13 protein-coding genes and 2 tRNA genes are annotated in these 16,416 nt (G+C 64.7%); 9 read left to right on the top strand and 6 right to left on the bottom strand.

What is annotated here, in order from left to right:
* Nucleotides 1–15: 15 nt before the first annotated feature.
* The 5 genes from HU751_RS18395 to rnr form a co-directional block, all read right to left on the bottom strand.
* Entirely contained in the window at nt 16–882 is an 867-nt protein-coding gene (locus tag HU751_RS18395; protein ID WP_186734498.1) for a YybS family protein, read from the bottom strand.
* Nucleotides 883–917: 35 nt separating this feature from the next.
* Nucleotides 918–1,148, bottom strand: a complete 231-nt coding sequence (gene rpsR, locus HU751_RS18390) for a 30S ribosomal protein S18 (RefSeq protein WP_003249563.1) — start codon at nt 1,146–1,148, stop codon at nt 918–920.
* 28 nt (nt 1,149–1,176) lie between these two features.
* Complete coding sequence (gene rpsF / locus HU751_RS18385; protein ID WP_011535936.1) at nt 1,177–1,602, bottom strand: 30S ribosomal protein S6; 426 nt, start codon at nt 1,600–1,602, stop codon at nt 1,177–1,179.
* 292 nt (nt 1,603–1,894) lie between these two features.
* Nucleotides 1,895–2,641 carry a 23S rRNA (guanosine(2251)-2'-O)-methyltransferase RlmB gene (rlmB, locus tag HU751_RS18380; protein WP_186714256.1) on the bottom strand — a complete coding sequence of 249 codons (747 nt, stop codon included), beginning with the start codon at nt 2,639–2,641 and terminating at the stop codon, nt 1,895–1,897.
* A complete protein-coding gene (gene rnr, locus HU751_RS18375; RefSeq protein WP_186734499.1) occupies nt 2,638–5,211 on the bottom strand; it encodes a ribonuclease R in 2,574 nt (857 codons plus the stop codon). The genes rlmB and rnr overlap by 4 nt, the downstream gene beginning before the upstream one ends.
* Before the next feature lie 271 nt (nt 5,212–5,482).
* Here rnr and HU751_RS18370 point away from each other — a divergent pair.
* The 5 genes from HU751_RS18370 to HU751_RS18350 all read left to right on the top strand — a co-directional run bounded on the left by HU751_RS18370 (nt 5,483) and on the right by HU751_RS18350 (nt 9,397).
* Nucleotides 5,483–5,569, top strand: a tRNA-Leu gene (locus tag HU751_RS18370).
* An 86-nt stretch (nt 5,570–5,655) separates the two neighbouring features.
* Nucleotides 5,656–5,742: transfer RNA gene (locus HU751_RS18365), tRNA-Leu, on the top strand.
* Nucleotides 5,743–5,929: 187 nt separating this feature from the next.
* Nucleotides 5,930–6,943 carry an extracellular solute-binding protein gene (locus tag HU751_RS18360; RefSeq protein ID WP_186714258.1) on the top strand — a complete coding sequence of 338 codons (1,014 nt, stop codon included), beginning with the start codon at nt 5,930–5,932 and terminating at the stop codon, nt 6,941–6,943.
* Nucleotides 6,943–8,508 (top strand): ABC transporter permease, encoded by a 1,566-nt coding sequence (locus tag HU751_RS18355; protein WP_186734500.1) that lies wholly within the window; start codon nt 6,943–6,945, stop codon nt 8,506–8,508. The genes HU751_RS18360 and HU751_RS18355 overlap by 1 nt, the downstream gene beginning before the upstream one ends.
* A gap of 190 nt (nt 8,509–8,698) precedes the next feature.
* On the top strand, nt 8,699–9,397 hold the full coding sequence (locus HU751_RS18350; RefSeq protein ID WP_186734501.1) for a LexA family transcriptional regulator: 699 nt from the start codon (nt 8,699–8,701) through the stop codon (nt 9,395–9,397).
* Between the two features lie 248 nt (nt 9,398–9,645).
* On the opposite strand, the gene HU751_RS18345 is transcribed toward HU751_RS18350, so the two are convergent.
* On the bottom strand, nt 9,646–12,573 hold the full coding sequence (locus tag HU751_RS18345) for a TonB-dependent receptor (protein ID WP_186734502.1): 2,928 nt from the start codon (nt 12,571–12,573) through the stop codon (nt 9,646–9,648).
* Nucleotides 12,574–12,743: 170 nt separating this feature from the next.
* Here HU751_RS18345 and HU751_RS18340 point away from each other — a divergent pair, with 170 nt between their 5' ends.
* The 4 genes from HU751_RS18340 to HU751_RS18325 all read left to right on the top strand — a co-directional run bounded on the left by HU751_RS18340 (nt 12,744) and on the right by HU751_RS18325 (nt 16,354).
* Nucleotides 12,744–13,283 carry a sigma-70 family RNA polymerase sigma factor gene (locus HU751_RS18340; RefSeq protein ID WP_186734503.1) on the top strand — a complete coding sequence of 180 codons (540 nt, stop codon included), beginning with the start codon at nt 12,744–12,746 and terminating at the stop codon, nt 13,281–13,283.
* Nucleotides 13,276–14,208, top strand: coding sequence for a FecR family protein (locus HU751_RS18335; RefSeq protein ID WP_186734504.1), 933 nt, complete (start codon nt 13,276–13,278; stop codon nt 14,206–14,208). The genes HU751_RS18340 and HU751_RS18335 overlap by 8 nt, the downstream gene beginning before the upstream one ends.
* Before the next feature lie 116 nt (nt 14,209–14,324).
* Nucleotides 14,325–15,017, top strand: coding sequence for a response regulator transcription factor (locus tag HU751_RS18330; protein ID WP_186734505.1), 693 nt, complete (start codon nt 14,325–14,327; stop codon nt 15,015–15,017).
* Nucleotides 15,017–16,354, top strand: a complete 1,338-nt coding sequence (locus tag HU751_RS18325) for a HAMP domain-containing sensor histidine kinase (RefSeq protein WP_186734506.1) — start codon at nt 15,017–15,019, stop codon at nt 16,352–16,354. The genes HU751_RS18330 and HU751_RS18325 overlap by 1 nt, the downstream gene beginning before the upstream one ends.
* Nucleotides 16,355–16,416: the final 62 nt, after the last annotated feature.

Raw genomic sequence — 16,416 nt, 5'->3', positions numbered from 1 at the left:
AAAACCTCTTAACTTTTAACCTTCACCGTTCGCGGAGTCGTCACCCTGTGAAGGGGACTTGCGACCGCGAAAATCAATCAGGCTGTCGACAATGGCCAAAACCACGAGCAACGGATAAATCAGCTGCATGAGCAGCGGCAGCGTCACGTACATCCCCACCAGCCAGAAACCGGCCAGTCGCCGCTGCGCCACCAGCCCATGAACCAGGGCGATGCCAGCAAGCAGCAGCACCAGGCTGGAGGCGGTGGCCAGGACGATGAACGACGACCCGAGAAACGGGCCCAGCACCATCAATGACACCAGCACCAGCATTGGCACCAGCGGCAGCCTCAGCTCGCGAAACTCGCGGGCGAAACCACCAGGGTTGTACAACGCCGCCTGCCAATAGCGCGCCAGCATCAGAGCCAGCAGGCTGAACAGCTGCAGCATTACCGCACTGGAAGCGACCAGCAAAGGGCCGATCAGCTCACCAGGTAGTACCGGTTGGCCCTCGATCTGCGGCAGGGCTTTTTCAAGCGCCTTGGCCAGCACCTCGAAGGTCTCGCGCATCACCGCGTCCAGGATCAGGCTGTACAACAAGCCTAATGCGACACTGGACAGCAGCACCCGGGTCCAGGAATGCCCGGCCCGCAACAAGGCGGCCAGACCCAGCGTTCCCAACAGCACCAGCAAGGTGCTCAGTTCGCCGAAGTACGCCAGGATCAACGCTGGCAAAAGGCCCCAGGCGATGACCGATGACGCGTCCTTGAACCCGCGCCGCAGGAACACCAGGCTCCCGGCGGCGGCACTCAACCAGAACAGCAGCGGCAGTACCGCGCTGATGACCACCACGAGGGTGGCCTGCACACGACCGCGCATGATGAAACCAGCTAACGCTCGCATGCTTATCCCTTGCTACTTAAGTCGACGACCCGGTCTCAGCGGCCGTGGCTGTCGGTGTAGGGCAGCAGGGCCAGGAAGCGGGCGCGCTTGATAGCGGTAGCCAGCTGACGCTGATAACGAGCTTTGGTACCGGTGATGCGGCTTGGAACGATCTTGCCGGTTTCGGATACGTAAGCTTTCAGGGTGTTGAGATCTTTGAAGTCGATCTCTTTCACGTCTTCAGCAGTGAAGCGGCAGAATTTACGACGACGGAAGAAACGTGCCATGTGATTGGCTCCTCAAAAGGTCCGTGGATTACTCGTCAGCGTTATCGCTGTTGTCGCTGTCATTGCTGTCGTCGCCTTCGGCGCCATCAGCATGCTCAGGACGTTCGCGACGCTCACGGCGCTCGCTGCGGTTCTCTTCGGCCTTGAGCATCTCGGACGGGCCGGTAACGGCTTCGTCACGACGGATGACCAGGTTACGGATCACGGCATCGTTGTAGCGGAAGTTGTCTTCCAGCTCGGCCAGGGCCTTGCCGGTGCACTCAACGTTCAGCATCACGTAGTGAGCCTTGTGAACATTGTTGATTGCGTAGGCCAGTTGACGACGGCCCCAGTCTTCCAGACGGTGGATCTTGCCGCCGTCTTCTTCGATCAGCTTGGTGTAACGCTCAACCATGCCGCCGACTTGCTCGCTCTGGTCCGGGTGAACCAGGAAGATGATTTCGTAATGACGCATGAATGCTCCTTACGGGTTAGTAGTCTGCCAGCGAATCTGGTCAGACAAGGAGTGAATGACACTGTAAGTCTTGCCCCGGCGTGTAGGCGCATGCGCACCGGCCAGCTGGCAAGGGGCGCAATTGTAGAGAAGGCCGGGGGGACAAGCAAGGTGATTGGCGAATATTTGAACAGCCGGAAACACATTTCGCGGGCAACCATGGAACGTGGGAGCGGGCTTGCCCCGCGATGCGATGTCGAGTCAACCACCATCGCGGGGCAAGCCCGCTCCCACGCCACCCGATATCAAGCCATCAGCGCTTGATCTGACGCTGCCTTACGGCCTCGAACAGGCACACCCCGGTCGCCACCGAGACGTTCAGGCTGCTGACGCTGCCCGCCATCGGCAGCTTGACCAGGAAATCGCAGTGCTCGCGGGTCAGGCGGCGCATGCCCTTGCCTTCGGCGCCCATGATCATCACCAGCGGGCCGGTCAGGTCCTGCTGGTAGATCTCCTGCTCGGCCTCGCCGGCAGTGCCGACCACCCACAGGCCACGTTGCTGGAGTTTTTCCAGGGTGCGGGACAGGTTGGTAACGGCCACCAGCGGAATCACTTCCGCGGCGCCGCAGGCCACTTTGCGCACCACGGCGGTCAGGCTCGCGGACTTGTCCTTGGGAATCACCACGGCGGTGGCACCGGCGGCATCGGCAGTGCGCAGGCAAGCGCCAAGATTGTGCGGGTCGGTGACACCATCGAGCACCAGGATCAGCGGCGGCGTTTCGGTGCGCTCGAGCAACTCCTCGAGCATCAGTTCGCCCCATACCTGGCTCGGGCTCACCTCGGCGACCACGCCCTGGTGCACGCCCTCGACCCAGGCGTCGAGCTCACGACGCTCGGCCTGGCCGACCTGGACGCGGTTTTCCGCGGCCAGGGCCAGCAAGGCCTGGATACGCGGCTCGCTGCGCCCCTCGGACAGCCAGATCTGCTTGACCCGCTTGGGATGGTGCTGCAGCAGCGCCTGCACGGCATGCACACCGTAGATCTTTTCCAGCTGACTCATGACTTGCTCTTGCCCTTACGTGGCGCGCCGGACTTCGACGGCCCCTTGCGATGCTTGGTCTTGCCCGACGCCTTGGCGCCCTTCTCCGCCTTGCCGCCGGCGTGAGCGCTGTGCTTGGCGTCGCTCATCAGCGCCTTCTTCATCTCGCGGCTCTTGCGCACCTCGGCGTTGCGCTGCACCGCGTCTTTCGGGAAGTACGCCTCGGCGGTCTCGCTCTTGCGGCTGCGCGGCTTGGGCGAGATCTTCGCCTCGGGCGCCGCTGCCGGCTCCGGCGCGGCCTTGCCGGCAGGCGCGGCGGACTTGCGGCCGACCGGTGCGTTGACGGTGGCCTCGGACATCTCGAAATCGATCTTGCGCTGTTCGAGATCGACGCGCATGACCTTGACCTCGACCGTGTCGCCGAGGCGGAAGCTGCGGCCGCTGCGCTCGCCCGACAGACGGTGGTGTACCGGGTCGAAGTGGTAGTAGTCGCCCGGCAGGGCGCTGACATGCACCAGGCCTTCGACATAGATGTCGGTCAACTCGATGAACAGGCCGAAACCGGTCACTGCGGTGATCACGCCGGGGAAGGTCTCGCCCACGCGGTCACGCATGTACTCGCACTTGAGCCAGTTGACCACGTCGCGGGTGGCCTCGTCGGCGCGGCGCTCGGTCATCGAGCACTGTTCGCCCATCTGGTCGAGGGTGTTCTCGTCGTACGGATAGATGCGCGCCTTGGGGATGCTCATGGCGCCGGCACGCTTGACGTGCGGGGTATCGACCTTGGAGCGGATCACGCTGCGGATGGCACGGTGCACCAGCAGGTCCGGGTAACGACGGATCGGCGAGGTGAAGTGGGTGTAGGCCTCGTAGTTCAGGCCGAAGTGGCCGTTGTTCTCGACGCTGTACACCGCCTGGCTCAGCGAGCGCAGCATGACGGTCTGGATCAGGTGGAAGTCCGGACGCCCGGCGATGCTCGCCAGCAGTTGCTGGTAGTCCTTGGGCGATGGGTCCTTGCCCTTGTGCAGGGTCAGGCCCAGCTCGCCGAGGAAGGCGCGCAGTTTTTCCAGGCGCTCCGGCGGCGGACCGTCGTGCACGCGGTACAGCGCAGGCACGTTGTGCTTCTGCAGGAACTCGGCGGTGGCGACGTTGGCCGCCAGCATGCATTCCTCGATCAGCTTGTGGGCATCATTGCGCACGGTCGGACGAATTTCGTCGATCTTGCGGTCTTCGCCGAAGATGATCCGGGTTTCCTGGGTTTCGAAGTCGATCGCGCCACGGGTGTGACGGGCGTCGACCAGCACCTTGTACAGGTTGTACAGGTTCTTCAGGTCCGGCAGGACTTCCTTGTATTCCTCGCGCAGCGCCTTGCCTTCACGGGTACGGGCATGTTCGAGCATGCTGCTGACCTTGTTGTAGGTCAGGCGCGCGTGGGAGTGGATCACCCCTTCGTAGAACTGGTAGTCGACCATCTGGCCGGCCTTGTTCATGGTCATTTCGCAGACCATGGCCAGGCGATCGACGTGCGGGTTCAGCGAGCACAGGCCGTTGGACAGCTCTTCAGGGAGCATCGGCACCACGCGCTCGGGGAAGTACACCGAATTGCCGCGCTGCTGGGCCTCGACGTCCAGGGCCGAGCCCAGGCGCACGTAGCTGGAGACGTCGGCGATCGCCACGTACAGGCGCCAGCCGCCGGAGAACAGGCGCAGCTTGCCCAGCGGTTCGCAATAGACGGCGTCGTCGAAGTCGCGGGCGTCCTCGCCGTCGATGGTGACGAACGGCAGATGGCGCAGGTCGACGCGCTTCTCCTTGTCCTTCTCCTCGACTTCGGAGCGGAACTTGCGCGCTTCCTTGATCACGTCCTGCGGCCAGACATGCGGGATGTCATAGCTGCGCAGGGCGATGTCGATCTCCATGCCCGGCGCCATGTAGTTGCCGATCACTTCGATCACGTCGCCCTGGGGCTGGAAGCGCGGGGTTGGCCAGTGGGTGATCTTGATCGAGACGAACTGGCCGATCTTGGCGCCGCCGTTGCGTCCGGCGGTGACCAGCACTTCCTGCTGGATCTTCGGGTTGTCCGGGGTCACGTAGCCGATGCCGCCTTCTTCGAAGTAGCGGCCGACCACGCTTTCATGGGCGCGGGAAATGACTTCGACCAGCACGCCTTCGCGGCGGCCACGGCGGTCGACGCCGGACACCCGGGCCAGGCCGCGGTCGCCGTCGAACACCAGGCGCATCTGCGCCGGGCTGAGGAACAGGTCCTCGCTGCCGTCGTCGGGGATCAGGAAACCGAAGCCATCACGGTGACCGGAAACGCGGCCGCAGATCAGGTCGAGCTTGTCCACCGGGGCATAGGTGCCGCGCCGGGTATAGATAAGCTGACCATCGCGCTCCATGGCACGCAGGCGGCGGCGCAGGGCTTCGATCTGGTCTTCTTCATAAAGACCGAACTCTTCGGCCAGCTGTTCGCGGGCAGCCGGTTCGCCACGGTCGGCGAGGCGCTGCAGGATCAGCTCACGGCTGGGGATGGGGTTGTCGTATTTTTCCGCTTCGCGAGCGGCCTCGGGATCGAGGGATTGCCAATCGGCCATCAGAAAGGATTCACCTTGGGGTATATAGAGTGGAATTCTGGCATAGGCGTATTGAAACCGGAAATGTCAGCCTTGGACAGCCCCGGCAGTGCGTCCGTCGTGCGGCAATAGGCCTGCGGAATCAACAAGTTGAATTTTTTGAATTTTTTTTCGTTCGGGGGGTTTACAGGCATCAGGAGCGTCCGTATAGTGCGCACCACAACGACGGACAACCCCGAAGTTGTAGTAGAGATGAACGACGCTGTAAAGCATCTTGTAATCTCGAATGTGTGCCCAGGTGGCGGAATTGGTAGACGCGCTGGTTTCAGGTATCAGTGGCTTAACGGCCGTGGAAGTTCGAGTCTTCTCCTGGGCACCAAATTTTCAAGTAACAGATGACCAAGGATCTGTTACTACTGTGTGAAAGCGAACGATAGTCGCCTTCATCAGATGATGCAAAGCTTTGCCCAGGTGGCGGAATTGGTAGACGCGCTGGTTTCAGGTATCAGTGACTTAACGGTCGTGGAAGTTCGAGTCTTCTCCTGGGCACCATACAAAAACCCACTAGCTTGCTAGTGGGTTTTTTCTTGCCTGCGTTTTTTGGTCGGCTACCCGCTCCCACAGCCAACACCCCACCGCCCAGGCTGCGCCCATGAATTTCCCGTCATGCGCCCATTTGAGAAACAATTTCGTTTACCATTGTTTCCAAATATGTAGCCGTAAGCGAGGAAGTACCCGCATGACGATCCGCCCGCAACCGCTGATGCGCGCCCTGGCCGCCGCAGTTCTGAGCCTGGTGATCGGCGCTCCGGCCGCCCTGGCAGACGAACCGGTCACGCTGACGATGTACAACGGCCAGCACAAGGAAATCGGCGACGCCATCGCCAAGGCCTACGAGGCCAAGACCGGCATCCATATCAATATCCGCAAGGGCAGCAGCAACCAGCTGGCCAGCCAGATCATCGAGGAAGGCGCACGCTCGCCGGCCGACATCATCTACACCGAGGAATCCCCGCCCCTGAACAACCTGGGCGAGCTGGGCCTGCTGGCGAAGATCGACGACGCCACCGCGAACATGATGCCCAAGGAATACGTAGGTGCGAATGGCACCTGGATGGGCATCACCGCCCGCACGCGTATCGTGGTGTTCAACCCAAAGAAGATCGATGAGAAAGACCTGCCGACCACGGTCATGGACTTCGCCAATCCCGAGTGGGAAGGGCGTGTCGGCTACGTCCCCACCAGCGGCGCCTTCCAGGAACAGGCCGTGGCCATCCTGAAGATGCATGGCCGCGAAGCCACCGAAGAATGGCTGACCGGCCTGAAAGCCTTCGGCAAGACCTACACCAACAACATGGTGGCCCTCAAGGCCGTGGAAAAAGGCGAAGTGGCCGCGGTACTGGTGAACAACTACTACTGGTATGCCCTTGAGCGCGAGCGCGGCAAGCTCGACTCCAAGCTGTACTACCTGGCCGATGGCGATGCCGGCAACCTGGTCACCATTTCCGGCGCCGCGGTGGTCAAGGCCAGCAAGCACCCCAAGGAAGCCCAGGCCCTGCTCAACTGGATGGCCAGCGAAGAAGGCCAGCGGGTGATCACCCAGACCACCGCCGAGTACCCACTGCACAAGGGCATGGTCTCGGACCGTGGCCTGAAACCGTTCGAGGATCTGCGTCCGCCGAAGATCTCACCGGCGGACCTTGGCAATGCCGAGGAAGCCATCGAGCTCGAACGTGAGGTTGGCCTGCTCTGATGACCGCCGCCCTGCCCTCGCCCGCCTTGTCGCGCTTCGTACCGAAACGCAAGCGACCCTCCGTCTGGGTGGTGTTGCCCGTGTTGTTCCTGGTGGCGATGAGCCTGTTGCCACTGCTTTATGTCGGGCTCAAGGCCTGGGAAGCCGGCTGGCACGAAGCCCTGCGCCTGCTCTGGCGTCCGTTTGTCTGGGGCCTGCTGCGCAACACCCTGCTGCTGATGGTCGGCGTCACCGTGCTGTGCCTGGTGGTGGGCGTGGCCCTGGCCTGGCTACTGGAGCGCAGCGACCTGCCGGGACGGCGCCTGTGGGGCGTGGTGCTGTGCCTGCCGTTCGCCGTGCCGTCGTTCGTCAGCAGCTTCACCTGGGTGTCGCTGAGTTCGGACTTCGAGGGCTTGGGTGGGGCCATTGTGGTGATGGCGCTATCGAAATACCCGCTGGTGTTCCTGCCGGTGGCCGCCACCCTGCGCAACCTCGACACCTCGCTGGAGGAGTCGGCGCGCACCCTGGGCTGCGGCCGCTGGGGCGTGTTCCACAAGATCACCCTGCCGCTGCTGTGGCCATCGATGCTCGGCGGCGCGCTGCTGATCGCCCTGCACATGCTGGTGGAGTTCGGCGCCCTGTCGATCCTCGGCCTGCAGACCTTCACCACGGCGATCTACCAGCAGTTCGAGCTGGAATTCAGCAACGCCAACGCGGCCATGCTCTCGGCGGTGCTGCTGGTGCTGTGCCTGGCGATGCTGTGGCTGGAACTGCGGGTACGTGGCAAGGCCCGCCATGTGCGCATTGGCCAGGGCGTCGCTCGTCGCGCGCAGCCGCTGCGCCTGCGCGGCTGGATGCCACTGGGGCAGTTGTTCTGCCTGGCCCTGGCGGTGCTGGGCAGCGGCATTCCGCTGGCAATGCTCGGCTATTGGCTGAGCGTCGGATCGTCGGCGGCCTTCCCGGTCGCGGCCATCGGCAAGGCCTTGGCCACGTCGCTGTCGGTATCCCTGGGCGGCGCCGGCTTCTGCGTGCTGCTGGCCCTGCCGATCAGCTTCCTGGTGGTGCGCTACAAAGGGCGCCTGGCGATCTGGGCCGAGCGCCTGCCGTACCTGCTGCACGCCCTGCCCGGGTTGGTGATCGCCCTGACCCTGGTGTTCTTCGCCCTGCACTATGTGCCGGCGCTGTACCAGACCACCGCGCTGCTGATCCTGGCCTATGCCCTGTTGTTCCTGCCCCTGGCGCAGTCGCCGGTGCGCACGGCACTGAACAAGGCCTCGCCAACGCTGGAGGAAGCCGCGCGCACCTTGGGTGCGAGCAGTTTCGCGGCGTTCTGCCGGGTCACCCTGCCGATCATCTTCCCGGCGATGGCGGCGGCGTTCGCCCTGGTGTTCCTGGATGCGATGAAGGAGCTGACCGCAACCCTGCTGCTCAGCCCGACCGGCATGACCACCCTGGCCACCGAGGTGTGGGCACACACCGCCAACGTCGAGTTCGCGGCGGCGGCACCCTATGCGGCATTGCTGATCGTCGTGTCGGGATTGCCGGTGTATCTGCTGACCACGCGGATGTATCTGAACAAAGCCTGAGACGTTATCGCGAGACAGGCCCGCACGTATTCGTGTACCGGACACGTGGCGGGCTTGCCCTGCGATAACGCGCAAAACGAAACTTCCTACCCGCTCCTACGCGCATCCCTACAAACCAGCACATTTCCTACAAAATTCCTCTACATCGGGTTGATTTCCACACCGTTCGAGGGCCTATAGACTCGACACCATGAAAACATCCGGTGACCGTCTCAAAGCCCTCCTGCTGGAGTGCCACCTGACCCCTTCCGACTTTGCCGCCCAGCGCAAGGTCTCGTCGCAGCACGTCAACAACTGGTTCAAGCGCGGCGTACCCCAGGCCCGGCTCGATGAAATCGCCGACCTGTTCTGTGTGCGCAGGCGCTGGCTGCGCAGTGGCGAGGGACCGAAGCATCCGACGCCTCTGGCTACCGCGACATCGGTGGTACCGGCCTTGGCGCTGCCGCCGCCGCTGCAGGCCCTGGACACGGACCTGGTCCACCTGCCACTGCACCAGGTGCGCGATGGCAACCTGCAGGCGCTACCGGGGCACTACCAGCCGATACCCCGGCGAGCCCTGGAGTGCCTGCAGGTCAACGCAGAAAAGGCCATCTGCCTCGGCATGCCGGGCAACAACATGGCCCCGCTGCTGCCCCAGGGTGCCCTGCTGGCCATCGACCGCGGCTACACCCGGGTGGTCGAAGGCGAATGCTACGCCCTGCTGCACAACGGCCGCCTGCGCGTGCAACACCTCACCCTTGGCCACAACGGCACGCTGTGCCTGCACAGCCATGACCGCCTCAACCATCCCAGTGAACGCTATACGGCCTATCAGCGCCGGGTGCAGAACGTGGAAATCCTTGGCTGGGTGTTCTGGTGGTCGAGCCTGCGCCCGGCACGCCCCGGCTGAAGCACCTCACTTTTTGCTGGGCATGTGCCACACACACGGGTATGCTACGCCGCACATCATGCCCCCTGATGGTGCAAGCCGCATTCCAGAGGGCCTGGCGACGCCTCACACAGCCGTCCGCCATCTTTTCAGGCCATGTTGCCAACCGTTTAAGGCGTTTGCGGCTTATCAAAAATGAGCCAAGACCGTCCCCGAGAAGCCGGCCACAAGCCGGCTTTTTAATGCCTGACGAAAAGTTGGGCGCCCCCTCAGAAGCGCGCCACCATCCCCACCCGCCAGGTCCGCCCCGGTGCCGGCATGAAGCTCTGTGCCAGCGGGTCCAGGTAGTAGCGGTCGGTCAGGTTCTGCACCGACACATTCAGCTCGGTGTGCTCCAGCAGCTTGTACTTGAGGAACAGGTCGAATAACGCCACCGAGCGGTAGTCGATCTGCGGCGTGGTCGCGCCGGTCTGCCAGGGCTTGTCCATCTGCGCGGTCGGCCCCGAGCTGTAGGTCATGCGTCCGCCCACGGTCAGTGCCTCGTCGAAGAAGCGCATCCCGCCAAGCAGGTTGGCCGAGAAGCGCGGCGGGTTCTGGGTGTTGGTGTACGAGCCCATGTAGCTGCCCGACGTGCAGTCCGGGGTGTCCTGGGTGCGCTGGTAGGGGTTGGCGCTGGCGCGCAGCTTGGCGGCGAAGGCCGCGTCGCAGGTCTCGGTCATCAGGTAGTAGGTGGCCGAGAGGTCAGCGAACACGCGCCCTGCATCGTAGTGCGACTGCAGTTCCAGGCCACGGGTGTGGAAGCTGTCGGTGTTGCTGAAGGTCATCTGCCCCCACAGGCCCGGGCTCGGGTCGTAGTAGCGGGTGATGTAGTTCTTGATGTCGTTATCGAACCAGGCCAGCTTGGCCGACGCCTCGTCGCCTGCGGTCAGCAGGTCGCTGCGCAAGGCACTCACGCCCACTTCCCAACTGCGCGAACGCTCGGGCTTGAGGTGCTTGCCCGGGGTGACCTGCTGGGTGCCCTGGCTGGTCTCGAACAGCGACGGCAGGCGCAGGCCCTCGGTGTAGGAGGCATAGACGAAGGTGTCCGGGAGGAACTCGAAATTGATACCGAAGGCCGGTGCGAAGCCACCGCCGCGGCTCTTGCCCTGCGGGGTGTAGTCGTAGCCGGTGACCACGTTGCTGACGCCTTCGGGATGGACCTGAACGTTGGTCGCGCCGGACTCGTTGAACGGCACGCCATTGAACGGCTCGTTGCTGTTCTCGAAGACGATGCCGTTGTTCAGGCGTGGATCGGTGGCGTCGGTGTACTGGCCGTTCTGGTCGGGGAACCACATCATGCTGCCCCAGTGCCCCGGGCTGCTGGCGGTGATCCAGCGCATTTCCCGCTCCTCGCGGCGCGCCTCGGCCAGCACGGTATTGTCCTTGGTCTGGTAGTGGGCATAGCGGCCGCCGCCCCACAGCGTCAGTGTTTCAGTGGGTTTGTATTCCAGGTTGCCGTTGAAGCTGAACTCCTGACGCGAAGCATCGCGCAGCATGCGGTTGGCGTTGATGTCGTGCTGGGTGGAGACCACGCTCTTCTGCGGCTGCAGGTCTTCGAGCTGGAAGGCGCCACCCAGGTCGAGCTTGAAATCGCCATGGGCGGTGGTGAAGCGCGACACGTTGTTCAGGTCGCCGCCGATGCGGCGGTTATCCTGGCGGGACCAGGCGCGGTCGGTACGGTACAGCTGCGACTTGGGCGCCATCCAGGCCGCGCTCAAGGTACTGGTCTTCGAGTCGGTCATCCACAGCCTGCTGGTGAGGTCCACCCACGGATTACCCTCGGGCAGGTAGTGATAGCGGGCGGTGTAGGTGTCGATCTGGATTTCGCTGGTGGGGTACTGATAGATGCCGGCGGTACCGTAGCGGAAGATGTCCGACGGCATGATCTCGCCCATGTGTCCGTCGAAGCGGCGGTAACCCAGGTCCAGGGTATGGTCGTCGGCCAGCCGCCAGGTGGTCTTGAGCAGGTAGGAGTCGGTCTCGGATGACGAGTTGAGTACCTCCTCGCCGGCATTGTAGGTGTTGGCGACGCTGGCTTGCTCGTCGCCCCAGCGGTCATACAGGCGGTAGCGGTCCTGGCCCTTCTTGCCGGAAAAGTAGTTGCCCTGGCTGCGGTGCGCATAGGCCGCCACCAGGTCGAAGCGTTCATGGGAGTAGCCGAAGGCGGCGCTGCCGGACTCGGCCTTGGAGCCGAACAGGCTGCCGCGTTCGTCGCGTGGCACCGCGCTCAGGTCCTCGTCCCTGGAGTTGCGGTTGCGGTGCTCGGGCTCCACGCCGTTGTTCCACAGGTTGCCTGTCAGGCGCACGCCGACATCCTTGCCATCGACCAGGATGTCATCGACGCCGATGGTCTTCATCTCCACCGAGCCGCCGATCGCTCCCGAACGGGTGCTGGGCCCCTTGTTCACGGTGACGCTGCTGATCAGGTCGGGGTCGATGTAGCTGCGTTGCTGGGTGCCGCCGTAACCCCGGTAGACATCCACCGCCTGCTCCGAACCATCGACCCTGACCGCCACCCGGCTCTGCCCCTGGATGCCGCGGATGTTGACGTCCAGCGCGCCGCCGTTGCGGCTGTCGCCGACCTGCACGCCAGCCACGCCCTTGAGCATGTCGCCCACCGAGACAGTGCTGAAGCGGTCGAGGTCCTCGCGCGACAGGTGCACCGTCGAGCGCGGCGCGCGGTAGGTGTCGCGCTGTGGGTCAAGCAGCTCGCTGGCCGCGACCATGGTCGGCGTCAGCTCCGTCGCCGTCGATGTCTGGGCCTGCGGGATGAGGATATAGGCCCCCCGCGAATTCGGCAGCAGTTGCAGGCCGCTGTTGCCCAGCAGGCGCCGGGCCCCTTCCTGCACGGTATAGCGTCCCTTGAGCGCCGGCGCCGCGCGGCCGCGAGTCAGCTCGGGGTCATAGGACAGCAGCAGGCCCGATTGGCTGGCGAACACGCCCAGCGCGGTGCCCAGCGGCCCCTGGGCAATGTCGTAGTCGCGCGGCGTGGCATCGTCGAGCCGGGTGGACGCCACGGCCGGGGACTCGGCGGCCTGGGCCAGGGTCGAAGCCGTGCCCATCAGGCAACCGAGCATCGCGCAACGCACGGCGAAGCTGATCGGGGACAAGCGTTGCGAAGGACGCGAAACAGGGGAAAGCCGACGGATTGCGGGCATGCTTTTCTCGCTCGTGAGGTCAGTGCCCGGCACTCGATGCGGGCTTGCACCCCTTCTGTCGCATGACGGCGAAAAAGGTATATGCGTGCGATTCGCATTTTCACTTGATCTTGTGATTTAGCCAAATTTAGTGATAATTGTTTGCATTTACACCCTGATGCCTCCCAGCCATGACCCTTTTCAAGACCCCGCCCCGGCCCGCCGAGCACTGCGCCGTCACCACGCTGTACATCGAGCACCACGCCTGGTTGCGCGGCTGGCTGGCGTACCGGTTGCGCTCCTGGGGGCGCGGCGTGGCCGACGACCTGGCCCAGGACATCTTCGTGCGCGTGCTCGCCAGCCGCGACAGCAACCAGCCCGACACCCTGCACCAGCCACGCGCCTACCTGACCCGCATCGCCAACTGCGTGCTGGTCAGCTGGCGCCGACGCCATTCGCTGGAACAGGCCTGGCTCGAGGCGCTGGCGCTGGTGCCCGAGGCGCTGCAGCCATCCCCAGAACAGCAGAGCGTCATCCTCGAGACCCTGCACGAAATCGACGCGGTGCTCGACGGCCTGCGTCCGCGGGTCAGGCAGGCGTTCCTGATGGCCACCCTGGACGGCATGAAGCAGAAAGACATCGCTCAGTACTTGAACATCGCGCTGCCGACGGTGAAGAAGTACATCCATGAGGGCTACATGGCCTGCCTGAGCCAGATGCCCGATGAGTGACCAACCCGCCATTGCCCAGGCGGTGCTCGCCGAGGCCGCCGCCTGGTTGCTGCTGATGCAGGAAGGCCCGCTGACGCCGGCGCAACAGCTCGAGCTGGAGCGCTGGCGGCGCCGCGACCCGGACCACGAACGTGCCTGGAAGCGTGCCCAGCGCCTACTGACCCGTCTCGGCACCCTGCCGCCGACCCTCGCCCGGCAAACCCTGGTTCGTCCGCAGGACAGCAGCCGGCGCACCGTGCTGCGTGGCCTGCTGGTGCTGATCGGCGCGGCCCCGCTGGGCTGGTGGGCATGGCGACAGACCTGGGAAGGAGTCGATTACCTGACCGCAGTGGGCGAGCGCCGCGAGCTGTTGCTGAGCGATGGCACCCAGGTCACCCTCAACAGCCACAGCGAGCTGCGAGTGGCGTATTCGGCCGAGGAGCGCCTGCTGCACCTGCGCCGTGGCGAGGCGTACATCGTCACCGCCGCGGACCCGTCGCGGCCGTTGCGGGTGCGGACCGAGCACGGCCTGATGCAAGCGTTGGGCACCCGCTTCAGCGTGCGCCAACTCCCTCGCGAGACCCAGCTCGCGGTCTTTGAAGGCGCCGTGCGCGTCACCCCCGAGGCCGGCAGTGGCACCGTCATCCACGCAGGCTCGCAGGTGCGCTTCGACCGCGACCAACTCGGCCTGGTGGAAACCGCCCGCGACACCCAGCTGGCCTGGCGCAATGGCTTGCTGGTGGTCGACGACATGCCGCTCTTGCAGTGGGCCCAGGAATTGATGCGCTACAGCGACCAGCGCCTGGTCTGCGACCCGGTCCTGGCCGAGCTGCGGGTATCCGGCAGCTTCCCGGTCGATGACCTGCCACTGGCCCTGGCCATGCTGAGCGAGAGCCATGGTCTGCGCGTGCGCAGCGAAGCCGGCGGGATGTTCATCAGTCGCTGAAACAGAGGCCACTAGCCTCAACCACGCGACGAAATGCCAGTATCCGGCCATTGCCCCGGCACCATCGCCAATGGGATGATTCGTATTTGCAACGAATTCTCATCAAGGTCATGCCCGTGCCCCCCAAGCTCCTCCTCGCCGAAGACGACCCTCGCCTGCGCCAGGACCTGGAACAGCATTTCCTGCGCCGCGGCTTCAGCGTCCAGGCCTGCGAGAACGGCACCCAGGCATTGAAGGCGATGCACCAGGCCCCCTTCGACCTGCTGCTGCTGGACATCATGCTCCCCGGGATCGACGGGCTCAGCCTGCTCGATGAACTGCGCCGGCACCAGGCAGTACCGGTGATGCTGATGTCGGCCTTGGGTGCCGAGCAGGACCGCATCAGCGGCTTCACCCGCGGCGCCGACGACTACCTGCCCAAGCCCTTCAGCCTGGCCGAACTGGATGCCCGGGTCGATGCCCTGCTGCGCCGGGTGGCGCTGGACCGACGCCCGCCGACGCCGCGCAACGCCTGCACGCTGACCTTCGATACTGCCAACCATGATGTCGTCCAGCATGGCCAGAGCGCCGGGCTGACCGGTTCCGAATACCGCTTGCTGGTGACCCTGCAAGCCCATCCCGGCGAGGCACTGAGCAAGGCCTTCCTGTACCAGAGCGTCCTGCACCGGGCCTACACCCGCCTCGACCGCGGCCTGGACGTGCATGTGTGCAACCTGCGCCGCAAGCTCGCCGCCATCGGCGCCGGACACCTGGAGATCCAGGCCGTGCGCGGCCAGGGCTATATCCTGGTCGACACGGGCACCGCCTGATGCGCCGGCATCCGCTGCTGTGGAAACTGGCGCTGCTGCAGGTGTGCTTCTGCCTGCTGCTGACCTGGCTGATCTGGACCTGGGGCCTGTCGGTCGAACGCAGCACCTACTTCCTGGCCCCCGCCGACCGGGTGTTCCTCGCCGGCTTCGCCGAACAGGCCGAGCAGGCTTGGCGCGCGGAAGGCGCCGATGGCGTGGAACGCCTGCGCCGTCGGCTCGAAGCCGATGAGAACACCTGGGTCGCGATTATCGGCCCTCATCTGCAGAGCCTAGGCACTACCCCGCTGAGCGCCGATGAAGCCAGCCGCCTGACCTTCATGCGCAAGCTCGACTGGCCGATGAGTCGGCGCCTGCAGGACGAGCTGCCGTACGTGAGCATTGCGTTCCCCAAGCACCCCGAGGACGGCCGCCTGGTCATCCAGCTCCCCGAACACCTGCTGCCCACCGGCCTGACACCCTGGACCCACGTGGTCACCCACGGCGTGGCCCCCGCCCTGCTCGCGCTGCTGCTGGGCCTGGCGCTTTATCGCCACCTGGTCGTGCCACTCAACCGCCTGCGCGACCGCGCCGACGCCCTGCGGGCCGACGATCTGGACAGCCCCGGCCTGCCCCTGCAGGAACGTCGCGACGAGCTGGGCGAGCTGGCCCAGGCCTTCGAGCACATGGCCGTGCGCCTGCGCAAAAGCCTCGACCAGCAACGCCTGCTGCTGCGTACCCTGTCCCACGAGCTGCGCACGCCGCTGGCGCGCCTGCGCATCGCCCACGACAGCGAACTGCCGGCGGAACTGCTGCGCCAGCGCCTTGATCGCGAGGTGGACGACATGCAGAAACTGCTGGAGGACACCCTGGACCTGGCCTGGCTGGACACCGAGCGACCGCAACTGGCGACCGAGCCGGTACTGGTGCTCTCGGTCTGGGAGGCGCTGGTCCAGGACAGCTGCTTCGAAAGCGGCTGGCCGGCCGCACGGCTACCCTGCTCGCTCGGGCTCGACTGCCAGGTGCAGGCGCACCTGGACAGCCTGGCCCAGGCCCTGGAAAACCTGCTGCGCAACGCCATTCGCCATTCGCCCGCCACTGGCCGGGTCAACCTGGACGGTTGGCGCGAGGGCGCCTTCTGGCACCTGTGCCTGCGCGACCAAGGACCCGGAGTACCGGACGCGGAACTCGAACAGATCTTCCAGCCCTACCGCCGCCTACCCGGCAGCGGTGCCGGCTTCGGCCTGGGCCTGGCCATCGCCCGGCGCGCCATCGAGCTGCAGGGCGGGCGCCTGTGGGCGAGCAATGGGCATCCCGGCCTGTGCCTGCACCTGCTGTTGCCGGCCAGCGAAAGTGTTTAGAAAGTTAATGCGCTTTACTCTCAAATAGGAGTAATTACTATTTGTGATCTCTTGAATTCAGC

Source organism: Pseudomonas peradeniyensis (assembly GCF_014268935.2).
In the GTDB taxonomy this organism is placed as follows: domain Bacteria; phylum Pseudomonadota; class Gammaproteobacteria; order Pseudomonadales; family Pseudomonadaceae; genus Aquipseudomonas; species Aquipseudomonas peradeniyensis.
This window is presented reverse-complemented; position numbering and strand designations above follow the sequence as displayed.

Excerpts from the sequence above, each read along its gene's own strand:
- HU751_RS18350 (WP_186734501.1), top strand. The coding sequence starts at position 8,699 with ATGAAAACATCCGGTGACCGTCTCAAAGCCCTCCTGCTGGAGTGCCAC.
- HU751_RS18395 (WP_186734498.1), bottom strand. The coding sequence starts at position 882 with ATGCGAGCGTTAGCTGGTTTCATCATGCGCGGTCGTGTGCAGGCCACC.
- HU751_RS18345 (WP_186734502.1), bottom strand. The coding sequence starts at position 12,573 with ATGCCCGCAATCCGTCGGCTTTCCCCTGTTTCGCGTCCTTCGCAACGC.
- rpsR (WP_003249563.1), bottom strand. The coding sequence starts at position 1,148 with ATGGCACGTTTCTTCCGTCGTCGTAAATTCTGCCGCTTCACTGCTGAA.
- HU751_RS18360 (WP_186714258.1), top strand. The coding sequence starts at position 5,930 with ATGACGATCCGCCCGCAACCGCTGATGCGCGCCCTGGCCGCCGCAGTT.
- HU751_RS18325 (WP_186734506.1), top strand. The coding sequence starts at position 15,017 with ATGCGCCGGCATCCGCTGCTGTGGAAACTGGCGCTGCTGCAGGTGTGC.
- HU751_RS18355 (WP_186734500.1), top strand. The coding sequence starts at position 6,943 with ATGACCGCCGCCCTGCCCTCGCCCGCCTTGTCGCGCTTCGTACCGAAA.
- rpsF (WP_011535936.1), bottom strand. The coding sequence starts at position 1,602 with ATGCGTCATTACGAAATCATCTTCCTGGTTCACCCGGACCAGAGCGAG.
- HU751_RS18340 (WP_186734503.1), top strand. The coding sequence starts at position 12,744 with ATGACCCTTTTCAAGACCCCGCCCCGGCCCGCCGAGCACTGCGCCGTC.
- rnr (WP_186734499.1), bottom strand. The coding sequence starts at position 5,211 with ATGGCCGATTGGCAATCCCTCGATCCCGAGGCCGCTCGCGAAGCGGAA.
- HU751_RS18335 (WP_186734504.1), top strand. The coding sequence starts at position 13,276 with ATGAGTGACCAACCCGCCATTGCCCAGGCGGTGCTCGCCGAGGCCGCC.
- rlmB (WP_186714256.1), bottom strand. The coding sequence starts at position 2,641 with ATGAGTCAGCTGGAAAAGATCTACGGTGTGCATGCCGTGCAGGCGCTG.